The sequence below is a fragment of the Terriglobia bacterium genome (assembly GCA_020073495.1).
Classification (GTDB): Bacteria; Acidobacteriota; Terriglobia; order Terriglobales; family Acidobacteriaceae; genus JAIQFD01.
In genome coordinates this window covers 40,525-65,770 of record JAIQFD010000006.1, presented here as the reverse complement: position 1 = coordinate 65,770, position 25,246 = coordinate 40,525, and the positions used below count along the sequence as shown (strand labels likewise).

The following is a 25,246-nucleotide window of genomic DNA, read 5'->3' as shown; positions in this document are numbered from 1 at the left end:
ACCATGCCTGCGACCAAAAAGATCCATCTCAAGTGGGTGCGTTCGGCGATCCAGGCCCCGGTCAAGCACAAGAAGGTCATCAAGGGTTTGGGCTTCACGCGTCTCAACCAGGTCATCGAGCGCGAAGACACGCCCTCGATCCGCGGCATGGTGAATGCCGTGCCGCACCTTGTCCACATCGTGGACAACGCCACGGCGAAATAAGGATTTGTCATCATGAACCTTTCCACCGTTCGAGCACCGAAGAAGGCATCGGAGAACCGCAAGCGCGTCGGGCGCGGCATGGGCTCCGGCATGGGCAAGACGTCCACCCGCGGCCACAAGGGCCAGCGCTCACGCTCCGGCTCGCGCATGATGCGCGGCTTCGAGGGCGGCCAGATGCCCCTGCACCGCCGCCTGCCCAAGCGCGGCTTCACCAACATCTTCCGCATCGAGTACGCCATCGTGAACCTGGACCGCCTGGCCGAGCTGGGCGAGAAGGAGATCACGCCCGAGGTCCTGGTCAAGGCCGGCTTCGCAGGCAAGAACGACCGCATCAAGATCCTGGGCGATGGCGAGCTGAAGTCCGCGCTCACCGTACGCGCTCACAAGTTCTCCAAGTCGGCACAGGAAAAGATCACGAAAGCGGGCGGCACAATTGAGACCATCGGCGGCGAGCCGGAGCAGGCGCCGGCAAAGGCCGAAAAACCGGCGGCAAAGGCCGAAAAACCGGCGGCAAAGGCCGACAAACCGTCGTCCAAGCCCAAGGCGCAGGAAGGGACCCGGAAGGATCAGTAAATGGTCGAGAAACTGCTCAACATCTTCCGCGTTCCCGACCTCCGCAAGCGCGTTCTGTTCACGCTCGGATTGCTGGCCGTGTATCGCCTGGGCGGCCACATCCCCACGCCGGGGATCAACGCCGACCTGCTGCAGCAGTTCTTTGAGCAGAATGCCGGCAGCTTCCTGGGCTTCATCGACCTGTTCAGCGGCGGCCAGTTGCGCCGCCTCACTATCTTCGCGCTGGGCATCATGCCCTATATCACCGCGTCGATCATCCTCCAGTTGCTGACCGTGGTGTATGAGCCCCTGGCCCGGTTGCAGAAGGAAGGCGAGCTCGGCCGCAAGAAGATCACGCAGTGGACGCGCTACCTGACCGTGGTCCTCAGCGCCATGCAGTCGCTGGGCATCGCCGTCACGCTGCAGAAATCGACCTCCGCGGGAACGCAGTTCGTGACCAATCCCGGCTGGCAGTTCACCATCATGACGGTCATCACCCTGACCGCCGGCTCGGCCTTCATCATGTGGCTGGGCGAGCAGATCACCGAGCGCGGCATCGGCAACGGCATGTCGCTGCTGATCTTCGCCGGCATCGTCGTCGGCCTGCCGCGCGGCGTCGCCGACCTCATCGACAAGGCCAAGACCGAGGCTTGGGGGCCGTTCACTCCCATCGCGCTGGCTCTTCTCATTGCCGTCATGGTCGCGGTGGTGATGTTCATCGTGTACGTGGAACGCAGCGAGCGCCGCATCCCCGTGCAGTACGCCAAGCGCGTGGTCGGGCGCCGCGTCATGGGCGGGCAGAGCACCCACCTGCCCCTGCGGGTCAACACCGGCGGCGTCATGCCGGTCATCTTCGCCAGCTCCATCCTTACCTTCCCGCAGACCATTGGCTTCGCGCTGCGCGAGAACCGCTACTTCGGTCCGATGCTCCGCGCCCTCTCCTGGGGCGAGCCGCTCTATACCTTGCTCTACGCCCTGGGCATCATCTTCTTCGCGTACTTTTACGTGTCCATCGTCTTCAACCCGCGCGAGGTCGCGGACAATATGCGCAAGTACGGCGGGTTCATCCCCGGCATCCGTCCCGGCGCGCGCACCGAGAATCACATCAACGAGATCCTGACCCGCATCACGCTGGTCGGAGGCCTGTACCTGATCATCATCTCGCTGATCCCGGAGTGGATGATTACCGGCATCCACCTGAACCACCTGCCGGGCGTGGTGGGGGCATTCTTCGAGCGCCTGCCCACGTGGGTGACGAACGGTCTGGGCGTGACGTTCTACTTCGGGGGCACATCGCTGCTGATCGTTGTGGGCGTGGCCATGGATACCGTGCAGCAGATCGAGGCGCAGTTGATCATGCGCCACTATGACGGGTTCACTCCGCGCAGCGGGCGTATCCGCGGCCGCCGCACCTGGTCGTAAGTGCTTCGTGGCGACGGGTCTCTGACCCGCCGGCGGTTGTGAGGGTTGTGTATTTTTGGGCACTGACGTTGCAAGGCATCTTGCAGGTTGGAGGTCATCATGGGTTCGAAAGCGGCGACGGTGCCTGATCCGAAGACGCGCATCACCGGGCCGGTGATTCTGCTGGGTGCTCCGGGTGCGGGCAAGGGCACGCAGGCCAAAATGATCGCGGATCGCTACGGCATTCCGCAGATCTCGACCGGTGACATCCTGCGCGACAACGTCGCGCGGGGCACCGAGCTGGGGAAGAAGGCCAAGGCTGTTATGGACGGCGGCGGCCTGGTCTCCGACGACCTGGTCTGCGGCATGGTCGCCGACCGGCTGAAGCGGCCAGACTGTGCTCGCGGGTTCATCCTCGACGGGTTCCCGCGCACCGTGGCCCAGGCCGAGTGGCTCGACAAGCATTTGACCAGCAGTGTTTCGTTCTTTGAAAACCAGAAGCCACGCCGCATCCCGCCCGTTGTGATCAACATCAAGGTGGGCTATAATCAATTGTTACAGCGACTTACGGGTCGCCGTTCTTGTCCCACCTGCGGGCGGATCTACAACGTCTACTTCCAGCCTCCCCGTGTTGAAGGCACTTGCGACGTAGATGGGGGGAAGCTCCTCACGCGTAAGGACGACACGGAAGAGGTCATCTCCGAGCGGCTGAAGGCCTACGAGCGCCAGACGCTGCCCTTGACCGAGTTCTACGCGAAGAAGAAGCAGTTGCAGGAAGTGCACGGCGAAGGTTCCGTGGACGCGATCACGAAGGAGATGTTCAAGGCAGTCGAGAATGCCGATCGTTTGTAAGTCGCCCTCGGAACTGGAAAAGATGCGGCGCAGCGGGCGGGCGGTCCGCGAGGTGCTCGACACGGTGAAAGCCATGGTTCGCCCTGGCATCACCACCATGGACCTGGAGCGCGTCGCCGACGAGAAGATTCGGGCATTGGGTGCGACGCCGGCGTTCAAGGGCTATTACGAGTATCCGTGCGTGCTTTGCACCTCAGTGAACCAGGAGATCGTGCACGGCATCCCCTCCGAGAAGCGGGTGCTGAAGGAAGGCGACATCGTCTCCATCGACTGCGGCGTGGTGCTCGACGGCTATTACGGCGACGCCGCCATCACGGTGCCGGTCGGTACTGTGAGACCTGAGCTGCACAAGCTGCTCGAGGTCACCGAGCAGTCGTTGTACAAGGGCATCGAGAAGATGCGCATCGGCAACACCGTGCAGGACGTAGGGTCGGCGGTGCAAAGCTGGGTCGAAGCCCACGGGTTCAGCGTGGTGCGCGAGTTTGTCGGGCACGGCATCGGGACCAAGCTGCACGAGGACCCGCAGGTCCCGAACTACGGTGTTCCGGGACACGGCCCCAGGCTGCGCGAGGGCATGGTGCTCGCCATCGAGCCCATGGTCAACGCCGGCAAGCCCGGGACCCGAGTCCTCGACGACAAGTGGACCGCGGTCACCGAGGACGGCAGCTATAGCGCCCACTTCGAACACTGCGTCGCAGTGACCAAGGACGGGCCGATGATCTTGACGCAGTAGGGAAAGGGCACGGCTTGAGCCGTGCCGCTAAGAGTTACCAATACATTCCGAGCCCCTTCCGGGGTGAAAGAGGTTTGTGAGCAAGGAAGACGCGATTGAGGTGCCGCCGTTTGGCGGGCGTCTGAGCCCGCCGGCGGCATCCTGAGTGAGCCAAAGGCGAGCGAAGGATCTCGCGACCTGATTATGCAAGGAGTGAATGAGTAAAGAGGACGCAATTGAGGTTATGGCAGTGGTCATCGAGCCCCTGCCCAACGCCATGTTCCGGGTGGAACTGGAGAACAAGCACCAGGTTTTGGCGCACGTCTCCGGCAAGATGCGCAAGAATTTCATCCGCATTTTGCCCGGCGACAGGGTCGCAGTGGAACTTTCCCCCTACGACCTGACGCGCGGCCGGATCGTTTACAGATACAAATAGCTTGTCGTGTTCCTCTGAGAACTGACAACTGAGAACTGACATGAAGGTTAGAGCATCGGTCAAAAAGATTTGCGACAAGTGACCGCGTTTGGCGGGCGTCTGAGCCCGCCGCGGTCATCCTGAGCCCGAAGGGCGAAGGATCTCAAAAGGGCAAAGACATGAAGGTTCGAGCATCAGTAAAGAAGATTTGCGACAAGTGCAAGGTCATCCACCGCAAAGGCGTGGTGCGGGTGATCTGCGAAAACTCAAAGCATAAGCAGCGGCAGGGGTAAACAGATATGGCACGAATTGCAGGCGTCGATCTTCCCCGTAACAAGCACGTGAACATCGCGCTGACGTATATCTACGGCATCGGACACCCGCGCGCCGACCGCATCGTCGAAACGGCGAAGGTGGACCCGATGAAGAAGGTCCAGGACCTGAACGAGGACGAGGTCAACCGCATCCGCCAGGTCATCGAGGCGGAAGGCAACGTCGAGGGCGATCTGCGCAAGGACACCTCGATGCACATCAAGCGGCTGATCGAGATCAACTCCTATCGTGGCGGGCGGCACCGGCGCAACCTGCCGGTTCGCGGCCAGCGCACGCACACCAACGCGCGCACCCGCAAGGGCCCGCGCCGGGGCACCGTCGCCGCGAAAAAGAAGTCCGCGGCCAAGACCTAAGAAGGACGAGAGAAAATGGCGAAACCACAAGCAGCAGCAGCCGCCGCCACCGGCACGGAAGCGCCGGCGAAAAAAGGCAAGCGCAAGCAGTTCAAGAAGAAGGAACGCAAGAGCGTTCCTCACGGCATCGCGCACGTCCAGGCGTCGTTCAACAACACCATCGTGACCATCTCCGACATGGACGGTCGCGTGCTGTCCTGGAAAAGCTCGGGCTCGCTGGGCTTCCGAGGGAGCCGCAAGGGCACGCCCTTCGCGGCGCAGCAGGCCGCGATGAACGCCGCCAACATGGCGCGCGAGCACGGCCTGCGCAGCGTGGAGGTTCGTGTCAGCGGCCCCGGCTCGGGCCGCGAGTCGGCCATCCGCGCGCTGGCCGCCGCCGGCATTGACGTGAAGTCCATCAAGGACGTCACGCCCATCCCGCACAACGGCTGCCGTCCGCCGAAACGCCGGAGAGTGTAGGTTTCGAGGTTTCACGTTTCAAGCTTCGCATTTCGAAACTTGAATTCGGATCGGGAAGAAAGGCCGCCAACGCCCGTAAACCGATCGACCCAGAATAACTGTAAGGAGAAAAAGAATTGGCCCGTTATAAAGACGCAGTTTGCCGCCTTTGCCGCCGCGAAGGCATGAAGCTGTTCCTCAAGGGACCGAAATGCTTCTCCGAGAAATGTCCCATCGAGAAGCGTAATTTCGCTCCCGGCCAGCACGGGAAGGACCGCAGGGCCAAGATCGTCGGCTACGGTCTCCAGCTCCGCGAGAAGCAGAAGGCGAAGCGCATCTACTTCACCCTCGAGAAGCAGTTCCGCAACTACTTCGAGAAGGCTGCGCGTGCCAAGGGCGTGACCGGCGAAGCGCTGCTCCAGCAGCTCGAACGCCGTCTGGACAACGTAGTGTATCGCCTCGGATTTGCGGTCTCGCGACGCCAGGCCCGCCAGCTCGTCCGCCACGGCCACGTTGCCGTCAACGGACGCAAGGTGAACATCCCCTCGTTCCAGGTGAGCGTGGGAGACGAGGTCACGGTACGCGAGAAGAGCAAGGATCTGGTCGTCATCCAGACCTCGAAGGAGATGACCAGCCACCAGCCGGTCGCCGCCTGGCTCGAGATCGATCGCGACAACAACAAGGGACGCATCACCGCGCTGCCGAAGCGCGAAGACATCAACCTGCCCGTCAACGAGCAGCTCATCGTCGAGCTGTATTCGAAGTAAGGCTTAACGCAGGCCCAGCTTTTCGAGCCCGATCAGCCTTGGTCACGAAGATCCCGCCCAATGGGCCGGCGGAATTGACCTTGAGCAGCAGGGCCGGAAGGAGAATAGGTAAACATGCTTTGGAAAGGTTTCCAGAAACCCAAGCGCCTCTCGTCTGACACCGAGACCCTCACCGAACGGTACGGCAAGTTCTCGGCGCAACCCTTTGAGCGCGGCTTCGGCACCACCATCGGCAATGCTCTGCGCCGCGTGCTGCTTTCGTCCATCGAGGGCGCCGCGGTCACCGCCGTCAAGATCGAGGGCGTACTCCACGAATTCCAGTCCATCCCTGGCGTGGTCGAAGACGCGACCGACATCATCCTCAACCTCAAGCAGATCCCCTTCAAGCTCAACGGGGAGGGCCCGAAGACCATCTATCTGCGCTCCGACCAGCCGGGCGTGGTCACCTCCGGCATGATCGAGGCTGACGCCGACGTCGAGATCCTGGACAAGGACGTGTACATCTCCACCATCAGCGAGGGCGGCAAGCTCGATATGGAGATGCGCCTCAAGCGCGGCCGCGGATACATCTCGGCCGACAAGAACTTCGACGAGGACCTGGGCATCGGTTACATCCCCATCGACTCGGTGCACTCGCCGGTGCGCAAATGCAACTACACCGTCGAAGCGGCCCGTCTCGGCCAGATCACCGACTACGACAAGCTCACGCTCGAAGTCTGGACCAACGGTTCGGTCACGCCGGCGGACTCCATCGGCCTGGCCGCCAAGCTGCTCAAGGACCACATGAGCATCTTCATCAACTTCGAAGAAGAGGTTGAGGCGACCACCGCGACCGACGACCGCAAGCCCGAGATCCGCAACGAGAACCTCAACCGTTCCGTCGAGGAGCTCGAGCTCTCTGTGCGCAGCTACAACTGCCTGAAAAACGCCAACATTCAGACCATCGGCGAGCTGGTCCAGAAGACCGAGGCCGAGATGCTGAAAACCAAGAACTTCGGGCGCAAGTCGCTGAACGAGATCAAGGAGATCCTGGCCTCCATGGGTCTGGGTCTGGGAATGAAGATCGACGAGCACGGCAACGCCGTGGCCTCGACCCAGGCGCAGAACTCGGCCGTGGGCGCGTACCGCCCCGACCAGTACTAGAAGGCCCGGCAGGGCGGCCGACAACGGCCGCCGACGGCAACGATAGAGAACTTGGCCAAATGGCACATTGCCAGATGGCTCGATAGGATTCAACGCCATGCGTCATCGTGTTGCAGGTTGGAAACTCGGACGAAACACCAGTCACCGTCGCGCCTTACTGCGCAACCTGGTGACCTCGCTCATCCTCGACGAGCGCATTGAGACCACGGTCCCCAAGGCCAAGGCCATGCGCCCGCACGTCGAGAAGATGATCACCCTGGGCAAGCGCGGCGACGTCCCCGCGCGCCGCCAGGCTGCGTCGTTTCTGATGACGCGCGCCGCCGTGGACAAGCTCTTCGACATCGCTTCCCGATTCGGCGACCGTGAAGGCGGCTTCACCCGCATCATCCGCACCAGCTTCCGCCGCGGCGACGGCGGCGAAAAGGCCTTCATCGAGCTGCTGGGCAGCGAGAAAGTCTTGGCCGCCAAGCGCGAGAAGCGTGCCGAATCCCGCGCCAAGAAAGCCGAAGAGACTCGCAAGGCGATGGAAGAGGCCCAGAAGCGGGAAGGCGCTTCCGACACCGGCGCGGCCGGTGAAGGCGGCGAAACCAAGGAATAACATCAACGAAGTTGTGGCGCGGCCTCCCTCGGCCGCGCCCTTCTTTTGTGCAAAAAAATCAGGCCGCGCGGGGTAAGATTCGCGCGGCCCATCCTGAGCACAGCAAGGATCAATTTTTCGTCAGCTGTTCCTCGACCTTTACCTGCCCGCCCTTATCCACCGCGATCACCCTCTTCGCCGGCCGATAGCCGCTCATGTGGACCTGGACTTCGTAATTGCCGGGATTGAGCATGAAGGCCACGGGTGTCGCCTTGGGCACGGCCTGGCCATTCACCGTCACCTCCGCGCCCTTGGGAGAGGTCTTTACTTCGACCATTCCCATCTCCTGTCCGCCGCTGCCGAACATGCGCTTGAATTTGCCCACCGTCCGGATGTCGGAGGTGGTGCCCGCAGCTGGTAGCTCGGGCGAGAAGTGGAACTCCTGGCCCCGCGCCAGCGTGGGGGATGCCGATTGCGCAAGGTATCCGTCCTTGCGAACGGTGATCGAGTGCATGCCGTCGCCCAGCGTCAGCTTCGCGGGGGTGACCTGGCCGGTTTCCTTGCCATCCACCAGGATCGCTGCCCCGGCGGGCGTGCTCGTCACCGCCACGAACGCCCCCTGCGGTTGCAGCGTCACCGCGACGAACGCCTTGCCGCCCGCGATCACGGCGACATTGCGGGACTCGGACATATAGCCCGCCTTGGTGAAGGTGACCGTGTGCGGGCCGACAGGAACTGAGTTCTTGGTGAATGGGGCGGATTCACTGCTGCCGCCGTCGATCTGCACCATCGCACCGGCGGGCGTCGAAGAGACGATGAGATCGCCAGTCACCGGAGCCGCCGCGATCAGCGGCGCCGCAGTCACTCTCGGTTTGGGCTGCGCTGGTCTCGCCGGCGTGGTGCGAGGAGCGGCCGCGCGCGGCGCGGCCGGCGCGGATTCCGCCGGAGCCTCTGCCCCTGGGACACTCTCAGCGCTCAGCGTGCGAGACGGATTGTCCTGCCGCGCACGTGTCATCCACATACCCACTCCGATCAGGAGGAAGATCACCGCGGCCGCGCCAGCCAGCAGCATCAGCGGCCGGTTCGGGCTCGGTTTTGCGGCCGTCGCAGGGGCGGCCATAGGCTTTGCGGCGACCGGCTTCGCCTCGGGTTGCCGAACCACCTTGGGCGGTTCCGGCGCTGCTGCGGTTATCACGATCGGCGCAGGCGCGGGCGGCGCCGGCTTCTTCGCGGCCGGCGGGGCCGGCTTGGGCGCGACCACAACCGGTTTCTCGGCGACGGGCGGCCGCACCGCGCCGAAGGACTTGTAGTTCTCCAGTTCGCGGATCAGGTCCGCGCCTCTCTGGTATCGGTCGCCGGGGTCCTTCGCCAGCGCCTTGGCCAGCACCGCGCTCAGGCCCGGGTGGATCATGATGCTCGACTCATGCGCCGGTGGCGCGAAGCCATCGAGAACGTTCTGCGCGATCTGTTCGCGCGAGCCGCCCCCGAACGCCTTACGTCCCGCCAGCATCTCGTAGAGTATGCAGGCTGCGCTGAACAGATCGGAGCGCCCGTCGATCGCCTGGCCGCGCAGCTGTTCCGGAGAAAGATAGGCAACGTAGTCGGAGTCGTCGCGGGAGTCGCTCGCCACCAGGTTTCGCGCCAGGCCGAAATCCATGATCTTCAGCGTTCCGTCGTTCTCGAAGATCAGGTTCCACGGTACCAGGTTCCCGTGGAAGATCTTGCGTGCGTGCGCGTGGTCGAGTCCGGCGCACAGTTGGCGTGCGACGTCCAGGAATTCGGAGACGCTGAACTTCTCGCCCTGGAGCAGCCGCTGCCGCAGCGTCGTCCCGGGCACGTATTCCAGCGTCAGATAGAACATCTCTGCCTGGTCGCCCCCGCCGAACACGCTGACGATGTTGGGACACTCCAGCCCGCTGGCGACGCGCGCCGTGTTGCGCAGGCGGACGCGTGCTACGTCCGGCTCGGTGCTGAAGCGAAACAGTTGGACGATGCGGATCGCCACCGTCTGTCCTGTCACCGAGTCGGTGGCCTTGTACACCGCGCCCATGCGTCCCCGGCCCAGTTCCGAGTCGAGAACGAAGCGCCCGATGCGCGTTGGGGTGGATCCGCTTAGGGAGTCCTGAAGCAGGTCAGCTGTCGCCATAAGTCATTCCTCGTGCACCGCGTTCAGGGGGAGGGTTCACGCAAGTTCATGCTACTGCGCTTTGCTTCCAGGGCAATCATTACGTCGGGGAATGTCCCTCGGGAGAGACGTACCGGCAGGCCATGTACTGCCGGGTTTCCGTGATACAAAGTCTGCATGGACCAGGGGGGCGAACAGGCAGGCAAGCGGCGCAACGTCTATGTCTTCGGCGCCACCTCGTTCTTCAACGACACGGCCACGGAGATGGCCTACTGGATCCTGCCCGCATTCCTGGCCTCGATCGGAGCGGGGCCGGCGCAACTCGGCATCATCGAGGGGATGGCGGAGAGCGTCGCCTCCATGGGGAAACTGTGGTCCGGGCTGCTGACCGACCGCCTCACCCGCCGCAAGCCACTGGTGGTCTTCGGCTATACCCTGGCCAACGTGCTCAAGCCGGTGCTCGCCGTGGCCACCTCGTGGTGGCACGTGCTGCTCATCCGCTTCGGCGACCGCACCTCGAAGGGCATCCGCGGCGCGCCGCGCGACGTCATGCTCTCCGAGTCCGTGCCCAGGGAGCGCGTCGGTTCGGCCTTCGGCCTGTTGCAGGCCATGGATTCTGCGGGCGCCATTGCCGGGCCGCTGGCGGCGCTGCTCATTGTCACCCACTACGGATTCCGCGGAGTCTTCTGGGCGGCCGCAGTTCCCGGTCTTCTGAGCATCGCGATCGTCACTGTCGGCGCGCGCGAGACCGGAAAACCACATCCTCACGCGGCTACGAAAACTCGCTCTCCCGCGTTGCCCCTCAGCGGACATTTCTATTTCATGCTGGCCGCGGTGACTCTGTTCTCCCTCGGCAACTCCAGCGACATGTTCCTGGTACTGCGCGCCCAGGAAGTGGGCATCGCGGCGCGTTACGCTCCGCTGCTCGGTCTGGTCTTCAACGTCACCTATACGGCCGCGTCGTGGCCCGCGGGACACCTGAGCGACCGCGTCTCGCGCCACGCGCTGGCCGCCGCGGGATACGCCGTATTCGCCATCGTTTACGGCGTCTTAGCGGCTGCGCCGTCGCGCGCCGCGCTATGGGCGATGATGTCGTTCTACGGCCTCTACTATGCCCTGACCAGCCCGGTGCTGCGAGCGCTGGTGGTGGACCAGGTCCCGCCCGGATCCCGCGGGCGCGCCTTCGGCATTTTCTACTTCACCACCAGCATCGCCACCCTGATTTCCAGCATCGCCACCGGAGAGCTGTGGAAACACTTCGGCGCGCGCCTGCCGTTCTCGATCTCCGCCGCGCTGGCGGTGATGGCTGCGATAATGTTGCTGGCCGGCTCGAGGAAGACCCCGGAGGACGATCGAATTCAGGTCCCGGATTGAGGCTTGCGGATTTAAGATTTGGGACGTCATCGGATGACCCTGCCAGAGAGAATCCCATGGAGAAGGAACTGAACGATCTGGTCGCGAAGCTCAGAGGAGCTTCTGGAGCCAACCTGGAATGCGTGGTGCTCTACGGCTCGGCGGCCAGCGGACACTTCGAGGAGAAACACTCCGATCTGAACGTGCTCTGTATTCTGGAACGGCTGGACGGCGCCGCGCTGGAGGCGCTGCGCCCAGTGGCGGCGTGGTGGACCGGGAAGGGCCAGCCGGCCGTGCTGGTATTCACGATGGATGAGCTGCGCCGCTCGGCGGACGTCTTCGCCATCGAATTGCTGGACATCAAGGCCAGCCACAAGGTGCTGTTCGGGGAAGACTGTTTCTCTGGGCTGGATGTGCCCATGAACCTGCACCGCATCCAACTGGAGCACGAGCTGAGGACGAAATTGATCCGCTTCCGGCAGGCCTACCTGGCAGTGGAGGGGAAGTCCAAAGAACTGCTGCGCCTTATGACCGAGTCGATTTCGTCCTTCATGACGCTCTTCCGGCACACCTTGATCGCGCTCGGAGAGCCGGTGCCGCCGCAGAGACACGCCGTGCTCGACCGGCTGGCCGACCGTCTGAAGGTCGAGGTCTCGGCATTTCACCGAGTGCTGGAAGTCCGCGAAGGGAAGAAAGCCGACCTCGATGTGGTCTCCGTGGCGCGCGGCTATCTTGATACCGTCACCCGCGTGGTGGACGAAGTGGATCGCATCCTGGCGGCTTGAGGAGTGAAAGGAAACAAATGAAAAGTATTCTGATCGTCATCGTGGTTCTCGCACTCGTCGCGGTGCTGGTGTTCGGCATGTACGTGGACCGGCGCAACGAGATGGTGCGCAAGAAAGAGACCATCAATGCCGCCTGGTCGCAGGTGGATGTGGTGATCCAGCGGCGCGCCGACCTGATCCCCAACCTGGTGGAGACGGTGAAGGGCATCGCGGCGCAGGAACAGAGCGTCTTCGGCGAGATCGCGCGGGCGCGCTCCGCCCTGCTCAACGCCAAAACGCCGCCCGACCGCATCGCCGCCAACCAGCAACTTGACGGCGCCCTCGGCCGCCTGCTGCTGGTGGTGGAAAACTATCCGCAGTTGAAATCGAACGAGAACTTCCTGCGCCTCCAGGACGAGCTGGCGGGGACGGAGAACCGCATTGCCGTCGAGCGCCGCCGCTACAACGAGGCCCTCAAGGACTACAACACCTACATCGGCCTGTTCCCCAACAACCTGGTCGCCGGCTTTGCGGGCTTCAGCCGCAATGACGCCTATTTCGAGGCTGCTCCGGCCAGCCGTGAGGCGCCCAAGGTGCAGTTCCCGGGACCTAAAGGTTGATTTCAGTGCGTCGTCATCGCCGGATTGTAGTGGTCTGCCTGCTTGCGGCCGCGCTCGTGGCGACCGCCGCGGCCGAGCAGATGAGCAAGCTCAATCCGAAGGGCTACGTCAACGACTTCGCGGGCGTACTCGACGGCCGCACCTCGTCCGACATCCACCAGCTTTGCTTGCTGATCGACGAAAAGGCCGACGCGCAGATCGCCGTCGTCACCATCCACTCGCTCGATGGGTTGGAAGCGTCGGATTTTGCCAACAAGCTCTTCGCCAAGTGGGGAGTCGGCCACAAGGACAATCGCGGAGTCCTCATCCTGCTGGCGGTGAACGACCACAAGTACTACGTTGAGGTCGGCTACGGGCTGGAACCGATCCTGCCGGACGGCAAGGTGGGCGGCTTCGGCCGCGAGATGGTGCCGTTCCTCCGGGGCGGCGACTACAACGGGGGCGTGCTTCTGTTGAGCCAACGCATCGCCAGCGTGATCGCGCAGGACCGCGGCGTGACCCTGCCCCGGCTATCGCTACCGGCCCCGGCACCGACGCTTCAGCCCGGTAGCGGCTTCCGCAGCGACGGCAATTTCTATGTCTTTCTCATCCTCGCCGCCTTCGTCATCGCTTTTTCGATCGTGGCGGCGATTCTGCGTGCGCTCTGGCGGTTGCTCGTCTTCGTTTTCACCGGCAAGCGTCCGCCCCCGGGCCGCGGGTGGTTCTTTCCGTCGACCGGCGGTTTCTGGATGGGCGGCGGAAGCAGCGGCGGCTGGTCGGGTGGCGGATTCGGCGGCGGCGGTGGAGGGTTCGGCGGATTCGGCGGGGGCATGTCAGGCGGTGGCGGCGCGGGGGGAGGCTGGTGATTTGCGATTTCAGATTGAAGATTTCAAGTTGCAGATCGGACGCGGCCGCGGCGGGAGAGCAAATACCAGAGGATGAGCTGCGCGGCGAGTGCGCCGGTCAGATCGAGCAGGACGTCGCGCACCTCGCCGCTGCGTGAGGGAACGAAGCTCTGGTGCACCTCGTCGGTGACGGCTGTGGCCAGGGCGACCGCAACGCCGAGCATTCCCCAACGCCACTGAAATCCCGGTTGGCCGCCGCGCCAGGCGCGGAACCAGACCAAGCTCAGGATGGCGTACTCGGTGAGGTGCGCGCTTTTGCGCACCAGGAAATGAGCGAATTCAAACGTCTGCGGGTCGATGCGGCCGAAGAGCGTCGTGACGACCGCTTCCAGGATGCTGCCGGTGTTCTGCGCGGAGAAAGTGTCCGAGGAAGCGAGAAGAACGACGCACGTCCATGCGATTGCGGGAAGCCAGTAGCGGGCGAAGGTGCGGGCCACTATTCGAGCCGGTAGTTCGGCGCCTCGCGGGTGATGATGACGTCGTGCACGTGGCTCTCGCGCAGGCCGGCGCCGCTGATGCGCACAAAACGCGCCTTCTGCTGGAGGTCGGCGATGCTGGTGGCGCCGCAGTAGCCCATGCCGGAGCGCAGGCCGCCGACCAACTGGTACACCATCACCGCCAGCGTGCCCTTGTAGGGGACGCGTCCCTCGATACCTTCCGGCACCAGTTTGGCAAGGCGGTTGCCGTCGGTCTCCTCGACCGCCAGCGCGGACTCGTCGCTGTCGCCCTCGACGGATTGCGCGTAGCGCTCGCTGGACCCCGCCGACATCGCGGACAACGAGCCCATGCCGCGGTAGGACTTGAAGGAGCGGCCCTGGTAGAGGATAGTTTCGCCCGGGCTCTCGTCGGTGCCGGCTAGGAGCGACCCGATCATGACCGAACCGGCGCCGGCGGCCAGCGCCTTGGTGATGTCGCCCGAGTACTTGATGCCGCCGTCGGCCACGACGGGGACGTTGGCTTCCTTGGTGGCGCGGTAGGCTTCGGCGATGGCGGTGATCTGCGGCACCCCGGCGCCGGTGACGATGCGGGTGGTACAGATGGAGCCGGGACCGACTCCGACCTTGATGGCGTCGGCGCCGGAGCGCACCAGTTCGCAGGCGGCATCGAAGGTGCCCACGTTGCCGGCGATGATCTCGACCTCGGGCAGCTTCGCCTTGATCGCCTTGATGGCCTCGATGACGCGGGTGGAATGCCCGTGCGCGCTGTCCACGCACAGGATGTCGGCCTTGGATTTCACCAGTTCCTGGGCCCGCTCCAGGAAGTCGCCGGTGGCTCCGACGGCCGCGCCTACGCGCAACCGACCGTGCGAGTCCTTGGCCGCGCTCGGGTACTTCAGTTTCTTCTGGATGTCCTTGACCGTGATCAGGCCCTTGAGCGTGTAGTTCTTGTCCACCACCAGCAATTTCTCGACGCGGTGCGTATGCAGGATCTTCTCCGCATCTTCGAGCGTGGTGCCGACGGGCACGGTGATGAGGTTCTCTTTGGTCATCACCTTGCTGATGGGGATGTCGGTGCGGGTCTCGAAGCGCAGGTCGCGGTTCGTGAGGATGCCGACCAGCTTCTTGTTCTTGGTGATGGGCACGCCGGAGATGCGGTACTGGCGCATCACTTCTAGCGCGTCGGAGATCTTGTCGTCGGGCGACATGGTGATCGGGTCCACGATCATGCCGCTCTCGGAGCGCTTGACCTTGTCCACCTCGCTGGCTTGCTCCTCGATGGAGAGGTTGCGATGCACGATGCCGATGCCCCCCTGCTGCGCCAGGGCGATCGCCAGGCGGGACTCGGTGACCGTGTCCATGGCCGCGCTGATGATCGGGATGTTGAGCGTGATGTTGCGGGAGAGCCGGGTCGAGGTGCTTACCGTGGCCGGAACGACGTCCGACTTGGCGGGAAGCAGCAACACGTCATCGAAGGTAAGTGCCTCAGGCACCGGGAAATGGATCATCGCTCACACTCGCGCAAGGGGATAATTTGTCATTGTACCCGCTTCCCGCGCGCCTCGGCCACCCCGCCGGGGTGTTTGTCTTTTGGAAACGTTGGGCGTATCATAAGGAATTGTTACTGCTGTGTCGGAACACATCAGTGGGCGAGAGCCCACTTTTTATTTGACCCGGCAGTCGGGAGTCAGCACGGCTGGTAAGAGATGGCGTTGGACCTGGAGCATGTCCGGGCGATCGTGGAACGGGTGGCAGTGTCCAGCGGCCTGGAAGTGGTGGACGTGGAGTTTCGGGGCGGCGGCAAAGCGCGCATGCTGCGCATCTTTATCGACAAGCCCGGGGGCGTCACCCACCAGGATTGCGAGTCGGTGAGCCGGGAAGTGGGCACGATCCTGGACGTCGAGGATGCGGTGCCAGGTGGCTCTTACACCCTGGAGGTCTCGTCGCCCGGCCTGGACCGGAGACTGACCAAGGCCGCGGATTACGAGCGCTTCACCGGGAGCCGGGTCAAGCTGCAGACACGGGAGCCGATCGACGGCAACCGGTTCTTTGAGGGCCGGCTGGAGAGCTTCCGCGAGGGCAAGCTGACCGTGGCGGTGGAGCCCGGCAGGAAAGAACGGAGAGGACAGCCAAGGGCGGCTGTCCCACACAAGCAAGTAGAGATCGAGTTGGCGAACGTAGAGAAAGCCAACCTGGTACCAGAGATTTAGATCAAGACGTGACCGAGGCGCAGCCCGCTGCGTCTCTACCGGAATCGCTATGGCTAGTTTGCTGTACCAACAGATCGAAGGCCTGAGCCGCGACAAGGGGATCGACCCCCAGATCGTGGTGAATGCGGTGGAAGACGCCATCGTCGTCGCCACGCGCAAATTCTACAAGTCGCAGGAGAACCTGCGCGCGGAGCTGAACAAGGAGACCGGCCAGATCACCGCTTTCGCGGTGAAGACGGTGGTCGAGGCTCCGGAGCAGGTGGAAGACCCCAATTTGCAGATCACGCTGGACGATGCGCGCAAGGTGGACGCCAACGCGCAGCTCGGCGGCGAGGTGCGCTTCTACAAGCCCACCGACGTGCTGGGACGCATCGCGGCGCAATTGGCGAAGCAGGTGATCTTCCAGAAGGTGCGCGAGGCCGAGCGCGACACCGTCTACAACGACTACATCGGACGCGTTGCCGAGATCGTGACTGCGACCGTGAAGCGCGTCGAAGGCCCGGACGTGATCTTCGAGCTGGGCAAGACGGAAGCGCGCATGCCGCGCAAGGAGCAATCGCGGCTGGAGTCGTTCGCCGTGGGCGAGCGCATCCGCGTGGTCATCTCCCGCGTCGAGAAGTCGGCGAAGGGCCCGCAAGTCATCGTGTCGCGCGCCGCCCCGGAGCTGGTGCAGCACCTCTTCCAGACGGAAGTCCCGGAGATCTACGACGGGACGGTGGTCATCCGCGCCATCGCGCGCGAGGCCGGCGAGCGCACCAAGATCGCGGTCATGTCGAAGGACAAGGACGTGGACTCGGTGGGCGCGTGCGTGGGCATGAAAGGCATGCGGGTGCAGTCCATCATCCGCGAGCTGCGCGGCGAGAAGATCGACATCATCGAGTTCCATGAGGACGCCGTCACCTTCGCGGAAAAGGCGTTGCAGCCGGCGAAGGTGAGCCGCGTCTCCATCGTGGACCAGGCGGAGAAGCACCTGGAAGTGATCGTGGACGACACGCAGCTTTCGCTGGCCATCGGCAAGAAGGGCCAGAACGTGCGCCTGGCGGCCAAGCTCCTCGGGTGGAAGATCGACATCAAGAGCGAAGAGGAGAAGCGGCAGGAGGTCGAGCTGCAGATGACCGCGCTCGTCAATCAGCCGAGCACGCCGCTGGACCGGGTGACCGAGCTGGGCGAGGGGCTGGTCGAGAAGCTCACCGCGGCGGGTGTGACCACGGTCGAGGCCCTGGCCGACATGACGCCCGAGCAGCTGGAAGAAATCCCGGGCATCGGCCCGAAGACGGTGGAAAAAATCAGCATAGCGGTCAATAATTACTTTTCCAGCTTGGAAGCGGGTGAAGCGGCCCCGGCCGAGCCGGGAGATCTCGCCGGAAGTGCGGGCGAGGCTCCGCTCGACGAAGAACGGCTCCCCAACCAGCCTGGCGAAGAAGTCGAGGCGGCCGCCTCGGACGCCGGTGCTGCGGCAGGCGAGAGCACGGAAGTGTTGAGCGTCGCCGAAGTTCCGCCGGAAGTCGCGGGCGAGCCCGTCGAGGCCGATACCGTAGGCGGCGTGGAAGATGCGCCCCCGGCAGGCGAGTCCGAGCCGGAAAAGCAGGATTCGTAATGTGTGGGGCGCGGGTCGAAGACCCGCGCTGCCACGAGTTTTCGCGTCCTGCGCGGACGCGACGGGACCCAACGAAAGGCCGCCGGCGCGGCCTCACAACAACCGACCAGTACCGTGAGGATTTATGGACTAGCGGGACAAAATCGGAGGAACAGCAGGGCGGATGCAGCAGAAGATTCGAATCAACGATCTGGCGCGAGAACTGGAAGTGAAGTCGAAAGCCATTCTCGACGTTCTTCCCCAGGTCGGCGTCACAGAAAAGAAAACGCATTCGAGCTCGATCGAGGTCGACGAAGCCGTGCGGGTGCGGGAGTTTTTTGCTGCGCAACGGCAAACCGCCCACTCGGCCGAGAAGAGGGCGGCTCGCGGTCCCGCTGAGCCGGAGATCAAGACCAAGTTCGATCTGTCGAAGATCTCGCGCCCGGGCGATGTGCTGAAGGCGATCACGCAGCAGCAGCATCCCGAGCCGGCGCGCCCGCCGCTGGCCCGTCCGACGCCACCGCCGGCAGCTGTACCGCCGAAACCCGCGGCCCCGCCCACCGCTGCCAAGCCGGCTGCGCCGGCAGTCGTTCCACCCCCACCCAGTCCCGCGAAACCGGTTGCGCCGCCTGCTGAAGAGATGGCGCCGCCGATGGTCGTGTCGCCCATCGCGCCGCCTCGTACCGCCGCGCCTCCGCCGGTCCTCACCACTCCGCCCGAGTTGGTCACGCCGCCTCCCATGCAGGAAGAAGCGGCCGAAGCGCCAGAGGCCGTCGCGTCTGTACCACCCATGGAAACGCCAGAAGAATCGGAGATTGCGCCGCCAGTGGTGGCAGCACCGCCGGCCGCGAAGAAGGCTCCAGCGGTGCGAACCCAGCCGCAGGCTCCGCCGCGTCGCGTCATCACCCCGCAGACCGGGCCGCGTCCGGTGTACATGGCGGCGCCGCCGAAGCCGGAGGCTCCCCCGCGTCCGCCGGTGCCGGGCCAGCCGATCGCCAGCCGCCCGGGTATGCAGGGCCGCCCTGCGCCGGGGCGTCCGGTGCCGGGGCAGCCGATCTTCCAGCGCCCGCGTCCCGCCGGGGCTCCGAGCGGACCACGTCCGCCCCTGCGGCCGGGTGAGCGCCGTCCCATGCATCCGACCCGCGCCATGCCCACCGGACGCCCACTGGGCGTCGGTCCGGGATTGCCGCCCCCGGCACCCGGACGTCCGGCCGGACGTCCAGGTGGACCGGCACGGCGTCCTGGACAGCGCTACGTGCCCCGTGGCGTCAAGGAAGGCCCGATGAAGGGCTTCGTTCCGCCGCCGCGCCTGGGTGCGCTGAATGCTGCGGAGCCGTTGCCCATCACGCGCAGTATCACCATCACGGAAGGCATCAGTGTGAAGGACCTGGCCGAAAGGCTGGGGGTCCGCGCCAAGGAAGTCATCGCGCGGCTGCTGGCGCGCGGCGTATTCGCCAGCATCAACCAGACGCTCGATGCTTCCTTGGCCAACGATATGGCGCGGCAGTTCGGCGCCGAGACCAGCGTCATCAGCTTCGAAGAGCAGGCGGCGCAGGAGATGGTCGAGGCCGAGCTCAAGAGCGAGGAGACGACCGGCCTGGTGACGCGTCCGCCGGTGGTCACCATCATGGGCCACGTGGACCACGGCAAGACGACGCTGCTCGACTCCATCCGCTCGACCGACGTGGCGGGCGGGGAAGCGGGCGGCATCACCCAACATATCGGCGCCTACAAGGTGAGCATCACGGATCCGAACTCGCCCGCCTTCGGCCGCGAGATCACCTTCCTGGACACGCCGGGCCACGAGGCCTTCACGCGCATGCGCGCCCGCGGCGCCAAGGTCACCGACATCGTGGTGCTGGTGGTCGCCGCCGACGACGGCGTCATGCCCCAGACGCTGGAGGCTATTGACCACGCCAACGCCGCCAAGGTGCCCATCATCGTGGCGGTCAACAAGATCGACAAGCCCGGCGCCTTGCCCGATCGCGTCAAGAAGCAGTTGGGTGATCGCGGCCTGGTTCCGGAAGACTGGGGCGGCAAGACGGTATTCGTGGACGTCTCCGCCAAGCAGAAGACGAACCTCAACCTGCTTTTGGAAATGATCTGCCTGGTCGCGGACTTGCAGGACTTGAAAGCCAACCCGGAGCGTCCGGCGACCGGTTCGGTGGTCGAGGCGAAGCTCGACCGCGGGCGCGGCGCCGTGGCCACTATCCTGGTGCAGGACGGCACGCTGAAGGCAGGCGAAAGCTTCATTGTGGGCAACACCTTCGGCAAGGTCCGCGCCATGTTCGACGACCGCGGCAACCAGGTGGACGACGCCCCACCGTCGAGTGCGGTCGAGATCCTGGGCCTGGAAGGCCTGCCGCACGCCGGCGATCAGCTGGTCGTGGTGGCGGACCGCGCCAAGGCCAAGCAGATGGCGCAGTACCGCGAGCAGAAGGCCCGCGAGGCCCAGCTTGCCAAGTCCTCCCGCGTTTCGCTGGAAGGCCTGGCCGAGCAGCTGAAGACCGCGGGTGTGAAGGAGCTGCCCATCATCCTGAAGGGCGACGTGCAGGGCTCCGTCGAAGTGCTGGCGGATTCGCTGGGCAAGCTCTCCACCGACAAGGTCAAGATCAAGATCCTGCACAGCTCGGTCGGAGCCATCACGGAAACCGACGTGTTGCTGGCCTCAGCCTCGAACGCGATCATCATCGGCTTCAGCGTCCGGCCGGAGCGCAAGGCGCAGGAGATCGCGGAGCAGGAGAACGTCGACATCCGCCTGCACTCGATCATTTACGAGCTGCAAGACGAGATCAAGAAGGCGATGACCGGCCTGCTGGAGCCGGTGGTGAAGGAAACCTACCTGGGCCGCGCCGAAGTTCGCGAGACCTTCCGCATCCCGAAGGTGGGGACCGTCGCCGGCTGCTACGTGAACGACGGCCTCATCAAGCGCGATTCCGAGGTGCGGCTGGTCCGCGACGGCGTGCAGGTCTTCAAGGGCAAGGTCAGCTCGCTGCGCCGCTTCAAGGATGACGCCTCCGAGGTGCACAATGGCCTGGAGTGCGGTATCGCCATTGCCAACTACGGCGACGTCAAGGTCGGCGATGTGATTGAGGCCTTCGTCACCGAGAGGGTCGCGGCCGAAGTGATGGCGTAACAGTTGTCGGTTGTCGGTTCTCAGTTGCCAGTTCTCGATGTTTGGGGACTGGCATTTGTTTTGCGTGAGAGAATGACTACCGGCTGCCAACTGCCAACTGCCAACTGCCAACTGGCTACTGATATGCCCATCGCCCATCTCACCCTGGAACTCCGCATTGAGGGCGCGCAGTCGCTCAAGGACAAGCGCCAGGTGCTGCGCCGCATGAAGGACCGGCTGCGTCACAGCTTCAACGTCTCCGTGGCGGAGATGGATGCCAGCGATTTGTGGCAGCGGGCCACGCTGGAGATCGTCAGCGTCTCCCCCTCACGCGACTATCTCGAGGGCCTGATGCAGAACGTGGAGCGCTCCGCCGGCGCCATCGCCTCGCAGTCCGGCGCCGAGATTGTGGACTCCTTTGTCGACTACTTCTGATTTGCACAGCTCCGCCCGAAATCCTGCCTTCTCGCCCGTACCTGCATCTGCTATGCTCATGAGTTTTTCCGGGCGAGGTTGACGATGCTGGAGCAACGTGGCCGCGAATATCACCGGGCACGGCTCGGTGAGGCGATCCGCGAGGAGGTGGTGGCCCTCATCGAGGGCGAGCTGGCGGACCCGCGCATCGGGCTTGCCACCGTCACCGACGTCAAACTCGCGCCCGACGGCAAAAGCGCCCATATCTTCATCGGCGTCCTGGCGGAGCGTACCGAAGAAGAGGGCGAGCAGACCCTCGAGGGTCTGCAGTCGGCGCGGAATTACATACGGCGCGAGCTGGCGCAGCGGCTGCGGTTGCGGACCGCGCCGGAATTGCACTTCGTGATCGACCGCTCGGATCAATTTGGCGGCCGCATCGAGGAGCTGTTGAAGCGCGCCGAGCGGAGGAAGAAACGCGGGTCCGGGCCAGGGACCAAGGGCTGAATGCTGGAAAGAATCTTACGAACGATCGGCGAGGGCGGGAAGTTCGTTCTGACCTCGCACGCGCGTCCCGACGGCGACGCGGTCGGCTCGGTGCTGGCCTGCTGCGAGATCCTGAAGAAGATGGGCAAGTCCGCGGAAGTGGTTCTGGCGGACGGCGTCCCCTACATCTACCGGCCCCTGCCATTCGCCGACTCGGTGGTGCAGTCGCCTGCGGTGAACGGCCACTTCGATGCCGCCATCATTCTGGAATGCGATTCCATCGCGCGCACCCGCCTGCAGGGGCTGGAGGAGCGCTTCCTCATCAGCATCGACCACCATCTCACCGGCAAGCCCTTCGCGCACCTCAACTGGATCGATCCCACCGCCTGCGCCACCGCCGAGATGATCTTCCGCCTGGCGCGTGAGGCGGGGGTGAAGATCTCGCCCGAGATCGCGACCTGCCTCTACACCGCGGTGCTGACCGACACCGGCTCCTTCTGTTTCGCCGGCACCACGGAGCGCACCTTCGCGCTGGCGCAGGAGCTGGTGCGGGCCGGCGCCGACCCCGCCCGCTGTGCGCAAAACGTCTATTTTGCGAACCCGACCTCGAAGATGCGCCTGCTGGGGGCGGCGCTCTCCAGCCTGCACCGCGACGGCGACCTGGCGTGGATGCACATCACGCGCAAAGATTTTGACCTGTGCGGCGCATTCGATGAAGACGCCGAGGGGCTGGTGAACTACGCCTTGAGCATCGGCGGGGTCGAGGTCGCTGTGCTTTTCCGCGAGCTGCCCGACAAGCGATATCGCGTGAGCCTGCGCAGCAAGGGCCGGATCAACGTCGCCACCATCGCCGAGCGCTTCGGCGGCGGCGGGCATGAGTGCGCCAGCGGCTGCGCCCTTGCAGGCCCGCTCTCCGTGGCCTCGGAGCGCATCCTCGCCCAGATCCGCCTTCTCCTGAACCCGCACTGACCGGGATAGCATCTAGCGCCCGACCCTGTAGCTGCCCTGCGCACCCGTCGAAAGCCAGCGCCCGACCCGATTTCAGATCAGAAGCTGAAAAGCGCCTGGCAGGCGTGAAAGAAATTGGCGGTTTCGCGCTCGGAACCGGGATTCTTGTGTGGGCAGCCTGGGCCGGCATGAATCCGCTCGGTCCTGATGGTGGTCGCTGAGATCACGACCACAATAGGTAGGGGCGCAATTCGTAACTGGTGATATGGTCTGTTATCGACAGTTACTTGGAAGCAGTTACCTTTCGGCGTAAAGTCCTTCACCGAAGGTCGCCATGAAACGCGCACTGTTCCTGTGGTTGTTTCTCCCAATCAGCTTGTCGTGCGCTTTCGGCCAGAATACGCCGCTAGACGACTGCGCCCGAACTGCGCGAATGCGAATCTATTCTGACGCGTTTGTTTCGGAAGAGACCGGCGACCTCGGTGGATATGAGTTGGCCCTCGACCGTCGCAACGATTCTGCCGTTCATGGGCTGTTGTACGTCTATCAAGGGGGCCCGAGTGACGGTATACCACTCACAGGGCGCGTCACCGGAAACAGGGTCAGACTTGAAGGAGATTGGGTCTTGCACGTGACCGAATATCCGTCAGGAAAGCAGATTACGGAAAAGAGATTCGTAAGAGTGGTTGGGACGGCCGGTTCGGCGGCATTTCAGGGCACCGTATCATTTGAATCCCTGACACCGGAGCGTTTGCGGTTGAAACGTGTAAAGAGCATCTGGCTGTGTGCGTCGCAAACTGAACAAGGCCGCTGACCTAGCGCGACTCGGCGGGATACACATGGATAAATCCTCATATCACCAGTGTGCACTTTTCCTTCGCCTCCGCTGGGGGCAACTGGTGATAAGGTCTGTTATCAACAGTTGACCAAAGCCATCTGGTGACGCCAGTCACAGACGACTTCCAAGTGGTGGTATTGGAATACCGTTGCAGTCATCGCTCTAGGGAGGATTGCTACCGCCCAGGGAGCCAGCCTTTGGCAGAATCAATTCTGTATATTTGCAGCAGACGATCACAGGCTGAACAATGCGGAGGGCAGGATGGTCTGGTTCTGGTGGATCTACGGCTGCTCCATCGCCGCCGCGATGCTGCTTATCGTCGTCGACCTTGCCCGCGGTATCGGGCTCGTGCCTGACCTGACGAAACCGCAATGGGACGCCTGGCCGAAGGGCAGCCATCCGCGGGTGAGCGTCATTGTTCCAGCACGCAACGAAGGGGAAGGCATCGGGGCTTGCCTCGGTTCGCTCGCCGCGCAGGATTACGACAACCTGGAGATCATCGCGGTCAATGACCGTTCCACCGACGGCACCGGCGCCGTCATGCAGCAGATGACCGCGATGACGCCGAACCTGCGCGTCGTCACGATCGCCGAGCTTCCTCCGGGTTGGTTAGGCAAGACTCACGCAATGTGGACCGCCGCCAAGGTCGCCAGGGGCGACTGGCTGCTGTTTACCGACGGTGACATCATGCTCCGCGAGGACACCATCCGTCGCGCTGTCATATTTGTTGAGAGCGCCCGCGCCGACCACCTCGTCATCGTGCCCACGATGATCTGCCGCAAAGTCGCGGAGCGAATGGTGGTAGCCCTATTCTTCCAGATGGCAGTCGCCGGCACGCGGATCTGGAAGTTCCCTGATCCCAGATCGCGCTCGGGTGGCGGCGCTGGCGCCTTCAACATGGTCCGCCGCTCCGCCTACGAAGCCATCGGGACGATGGAGGCGATCCGCCTGGCCGTCCTCGAGGACGTCACCCTCGGCTTCCGCGTGAAGGCCGCTGGGTTCACCTCCTACGCTGCCTTCGGCCGCGGCATGGTCACTCTCCAGTACGGTCGTGGACTCTTGGGGATGATCAACAATGTCACCAAGAACATGTTTGCTGCCCTGCAGTACCGGTGGTACTTGGCGCTGGCAGTAGTCGTTCTCATATTCATCGTTCATCTGGCGCCATTCGCAGCGCTCTGGCTGGCGCCGCGATGGGCCAGGCTCCCCTTCGCCTTTGGACTGCTGGGCATTTTGGCTGTCTACGTCATCCTGGGCAGGGTGAATGGCATTTCCCCGGCTTATTTCTTCCTGCACCCACTGAACGCGCTGCTGATGATCTACGCTGTGCTGAAGTCAACAGCGGTTACGTTGTGGAATGGCGGCGTGGTTTGGCGCGGAACGCTCTATCCTCTCGACGAGCTCCGCCGTGCCATGACGTGGCGACATCCCCGAAATCGCGGATGATTGACGATAAATCTCCTTAGCACAAGTGTGCGCTTTTCCTTCGCCCCCGCTGGGGGTAACTGGTGATATGGTCTGTTATCAACAGTTAGCCGCGTTGCATTAACTTGGTGTCTATCTAGGTATGCGATGTGTATCGGCAATCGTACTCACAGCGGTCCTGGCCAATCCGCTCATCACGCAAGCCGTTGAATCCCACTCCGAGGTATCCGGCGAGTCATACGACGTGTACTCAGCAGTCTTTCGAGAGCGATACTCAATGTGGTTTCGCAGTGATGCTGTTCTCCGG

28 protein-coding genes are annotated in these 25,246 nt (G+C 63.8%); 25 read left to right on the top strand and 3 right to left on the bottom strand.

Annotated features, from left to right (window positions below; all coding sequences use genetic code 11):
• Positions 1-3: 3 nt before the first annotated feature.
• The 13 genes from rpmD to rplQ all read left to right on the top strand — a co-directional run bounded on the left by rpmD (position 4) and on the right by rplQ (position 7,768).
• The gene (gene rpmD / locus LAN37_14785; protein ID MBZ5648478.1) at positions 4-204 is read left to right on the top strand and encodes a 50S ribosomal protein L30; all 201 of its coding nucleotides are present in this window, start codon (positions 4-6) and stop codon (positions 202-204) included.
• Positions 205-216: 12 nt separating this feature from the next.
• Entirely contained in the window at positions 217-777 is a 561-nt protein-coding gene (gene rplO, locus LAN37_14780; GenBank protein ID MBZ5648477.1) for a 50S ribosomal protein L15, read from the top strand.
• On the top strand, positions 778-2,178 hold the full coding sequence (gene secY / locus LAN37_14775) for a preprotein translocase subunit SecY (GenBank protein ID MBZ5648476.1): 1,401 nt from the start codon (positions 778-780) through the stop codon (positions 2,176-2,178).
• A 99-nt stretch (positions 2,179-2,277) separates the two neighbouring features.
• A complete protein-coding gene (locus LAN37_14770; GenBank protein ID MBZ5648475.1) occupies positions 2,278-3,009 on the top strand; it encodes an adenylate kinase in 732 nt (243 codons plus the stop codon).
• Positions 2,993-3,742: a type I methionyl aminopeptidase gene (gene map / locus LAN37_14765; GenBank protein ID MBZ5648474.1), complete on the top strand. Its 750-nt coding sequence runs from the start codon at positions 2,993-2,995 to the stop codon at positions 3,740-3,742. Before LAN37_14770 ends, map begins: the two co-directional genes overlap by 17 nt.
• A 196-nt stretch (positions 3,743-3,938) precedes the next feature.
• Positions 3,939-4,157: a translation initiation factor IF-1 gene (gene infA / locus LAN37_14760; GenBank protein MBZ5648473.1), complete on the top strand. Its 219-nt coding sequence runs from the start codon at positions 3,939-3,941 to the stop codon at positions 4,155-4,157.
• 40 nt (positions 4,158-4,197) lie between these two features.
• The gene (rpmJ, locus tag LAN37_14755) at positions 4,198-4,239 is read left to right on the top strand and encodes a 50S ribosomal protein L36 (GenBank protein ID MBZ5648472.1); all 42 of its coding nucleotides are present in this window, start codon (positions 4,198-4,200) and stop codon (positions 4,237-4,239) included.
• A 76-nt stretch (positions 4,240-4,315) separates the two neighbouring features.
• Positions 4,316-4,429 (top strand): 50S ribosomal protein L36, encoded by a 114-nt coding sequence (rpmJ, locus tag LAN37_14750; protein MBZ5648471.1) that lies wholly within the window; start codon positions 4,316-4,318, stop codon positions 4,427-4,429.
• Between the two features lie 6 nt (positions 4,430-4,435).
• Positions 4,436-4,822: a 30S ribosomal protein S13 gene (gene rpsM / locus LAN37_14745; GenBank protein ID MBZ5648470.1), complete on the top strand. Its 387-nt coding sequence runs from the start codon at positions 4,436-4,438 to the stop codon at positions 4,820-4,822.
• A 15-nt stretch (positions 4,823-4,837) separates the two neighbouring features.
• Positions 4,838-5,281, top strand: a complete 444-nt coding sequence (gene rpsK / locus LAN37_14740) for a 30S ribosomal protein S11 (protein MBZ5648469.1) — start codon at positions 4,838-4,840, stop codon at positions 5,279-5,281.
• A 116-nt stretch (positions 5,282-5,397) separates the two neighbouring features.
• The gene (rpsD, locus tag LAN37_14735; GenBank protein ID MBZ5648468.1) at positions 5,398-6,027 is read left to right on the top strand and encodes a 30S ribosomal protein S4; all 630 of its coding nucleotides are present in this window, start codon (positions 5,398-5,400) and stop codon (positions 6,025-6,027) included.
• 114 nt (positions 6,028-6,141) lie between these two features.
• Positions 6,142-7,170, top strand: coding sequence for a DNA-directed RNA polymerase subunit alpha (locus LAN37_14730; GenBank protein ID MBZ5648467.1), 1,029 nt, complete (start codon positions 6,142-6,144; stop codon positions 7,168-7,170).
• 97 nt (positions 7,171-7,267) lie between these two features.
• Entirely contained in the window at positions 7,268-7,768 is a 501-nt protein-coding gene (gene rplQ / locus LAN37_14725; protein ID MBZ5648466.1) for a 50S ribosomal protein L17, read from the top strand.
• A gap of 109 nt (positions 7,769-7,877) precedes the next feature.
• On the opposite strand, the gene LAN37_14720 is transcribed toward rplQ, so the two are convergent.
• The gene (locus tag LAN37_14720) at positions 7,878-9,893 is read right to left on the bottom strand and encodes a PEGA domain-containing protein (GenBank protein MBZ5648465.1); all 2,016 of its coding nucleotides are present in this window, start codon (positions 9,891-9,893) and stop codon (positions 7,878-7,880) included.
• A 156-nt stretch (positions 9,894-10,049) separates the two neighbouring features.
• Between LAN37_14720 and LAN37_14715 the strand changes: the two genes are divergently transcribed.
• The 4 genes from LAN37_14715 to LAN37_14700 are packed head-to-tail and all read left to right on the top strand — an operon-like array spanning position 10,050 to position 13,454.
• Entirely contained in the window at positions 10,050-11,246 is a 1,197-nt protein-coding gene (locus LAN37_14715; GenBank protein ID MBZ5648464.1) for an MFS transporter, read from the top strand.
• 56 nt (positions 11,247-11,302) lie between these two features.
• Complete coding sequence (locus LAN37_14710) at positions 11,303-12,010, top strand: hypothetical protein (GenBank protein MBZ5648463.1); 708 nt, start codon at positions 11,303-11,305, stop codon at positions 12,008-12,010.
• Positions 12,011-12,027: 17 nt separating this feature from the next.
• Positions 12,028-12,609, top strand: coding sequence for a LemA family protein (locus LAN37_14705; GenBank protein MBZ5648462.1), 582 nt, complete (start codon positions 12,028-12,030; stop codon positions 12,607-12,609).
• A gap of 29 nt (positions 12,610-12,638) precedes the next feature.
• Complete coding sequence (locus LAN37_14700) at positions 12,639-13,454, top strand: TPM domain-containing protein (GenBank protein MBZ5648461.1); 816 nt, start codon at positions 12,639-12,641, stop codon at positions 13,452-13,454.
• 23 nt (positions 13,455-13,477) lie between these two features.
• Here the strand turns inward: LAN37_14700 and LAN37_14695 are convergent, their stop codons facing one another.
• Positions 13,478-13,930 carry a VanZ family protein gene (locus LAN37_14695; GenBank protein ID MBZ5648460.1) on the bottom strand — a complete coding sequence of 151 codons (453 nt, stop codon included), beginning with the start codon at positions 13,928-13,930 and terminating at the stop codon, positions 13,478-13,480.
• A complete protein-coding gene (gene guaB, locus LAN37_14690) occupies positions 13,930-15,438 on the bottom strand; it encodes an IMP dehydrogenase (GenBank protein ID MBZ5648459.1) in 1,509 nt (502 codons plus the stop codon). Before guaB ends, LAN37_14695 begins: the two co-directional genes overlap by 1 nt.
• A gap of 198 nt (positions 15,439-15,636) precedes the next feature.
• Between guaB and LAN37_14685 the strand changes: the two genes are divergently transcribed.
• From LAN37_14685 to LAN37_14650, 8 genes are all read left to right on the top strand, one after another.
• On the top strand, positions 15,637-16,140 hold the full coding sequence (locus LAN37_14685) for a ribosome maturation factor RimP (GenBank protein MBZ5648458.1): 504 nt from the start codon (positions 15,637-15,639) through the stop codon (positions 16,138-16,140).
• A gap of 49 nt (positions 16,141-16,189) precedes the next feature.
• Positions 16,190-17,737, top strand: coding sequence for a transcription termination factor NusA (gene nusA / locus LAN37_14680; protein ID MBZ5648457.1), 1,548 nt, complete (start codon positions 16,190-16,192; stop codon positions 17,735-17,737).
• Between the two features lie 163 nt (positions 17,738-17,900).
• Complete coding sequence (gene infB, locus LAN37_14675; protein ID MBZ5648456.1) at positions 17,901-20,852, top strand: translation initiation factor IF-2; 2,952 nt, start codon at positions 17,901-17,903, stop codon at positions 20,850-20,852.
• A 123-nt stretch (positions 20,853-20,975) separates the two neighbouring features.
• Positions 20,976-21,266 carry a DUF503 domain-containing protein gene (locus tag LAN37_14670; GenBank protein MBZ5648455.1) on the top strand — a complete coding sequence of 97 codons (291 nt, stop codon included), beginning with the start codon at positions 20,976-20,978 and terminating at the stop codon, positions 21,264-21,266.
• Between the two features lie 84 nt (positions 21,267-21,350).
• Complete coding sequence (rbfA, locus tag LAN37_14665; GenBank protein MBZ5648454.1) at positions 21,351-21,749, top strand: 30S ribosome-binding factor RbfA; 399 nt, start codon at positions 21,351-21,353, stop codon at positions 21,747-21,749.
• Positions 21,750-22,697 carry a bifunctional oligoribonuclease/PAP phosphatase NrnA gene (locus tag LAN37_14660; GenBank protein MBZ5648453.1) on the top strand — a complete coding sequence of 316 codons (948 nt, stop codon included), beginning with the start codon at positions 21,750-21,752 and terminating at the stop codon, positions 22,695-22,697.
• A 313-nt stretch (positions 22,698-23,010) separates the two neighbouring features.
• Positions 23,011-23,490, top strand: a complete 480-nt coding sequence (locus tag LAN37_14655; GenBank protein MBZ5648452.1) for a hypothetical protein — start codon at positions 23,011-23,013, stop codon at positions 23,488-23,490.
• Between the two features lie 285 nt (positions 23,491-23,775).
• Positions 23,776-24,960, top strand: a complete 1,185-nt coding sequence (locus tag LAN37_14650; GenBank protein ID MBZ5648451.1) for a glycosyltransferase family 2 protein — start codon at positions 23,776-23,778, stop codon at positions 24,958-24,960.
• Positions 24,961-25,246: the final 286 nt, after the last annotated feature.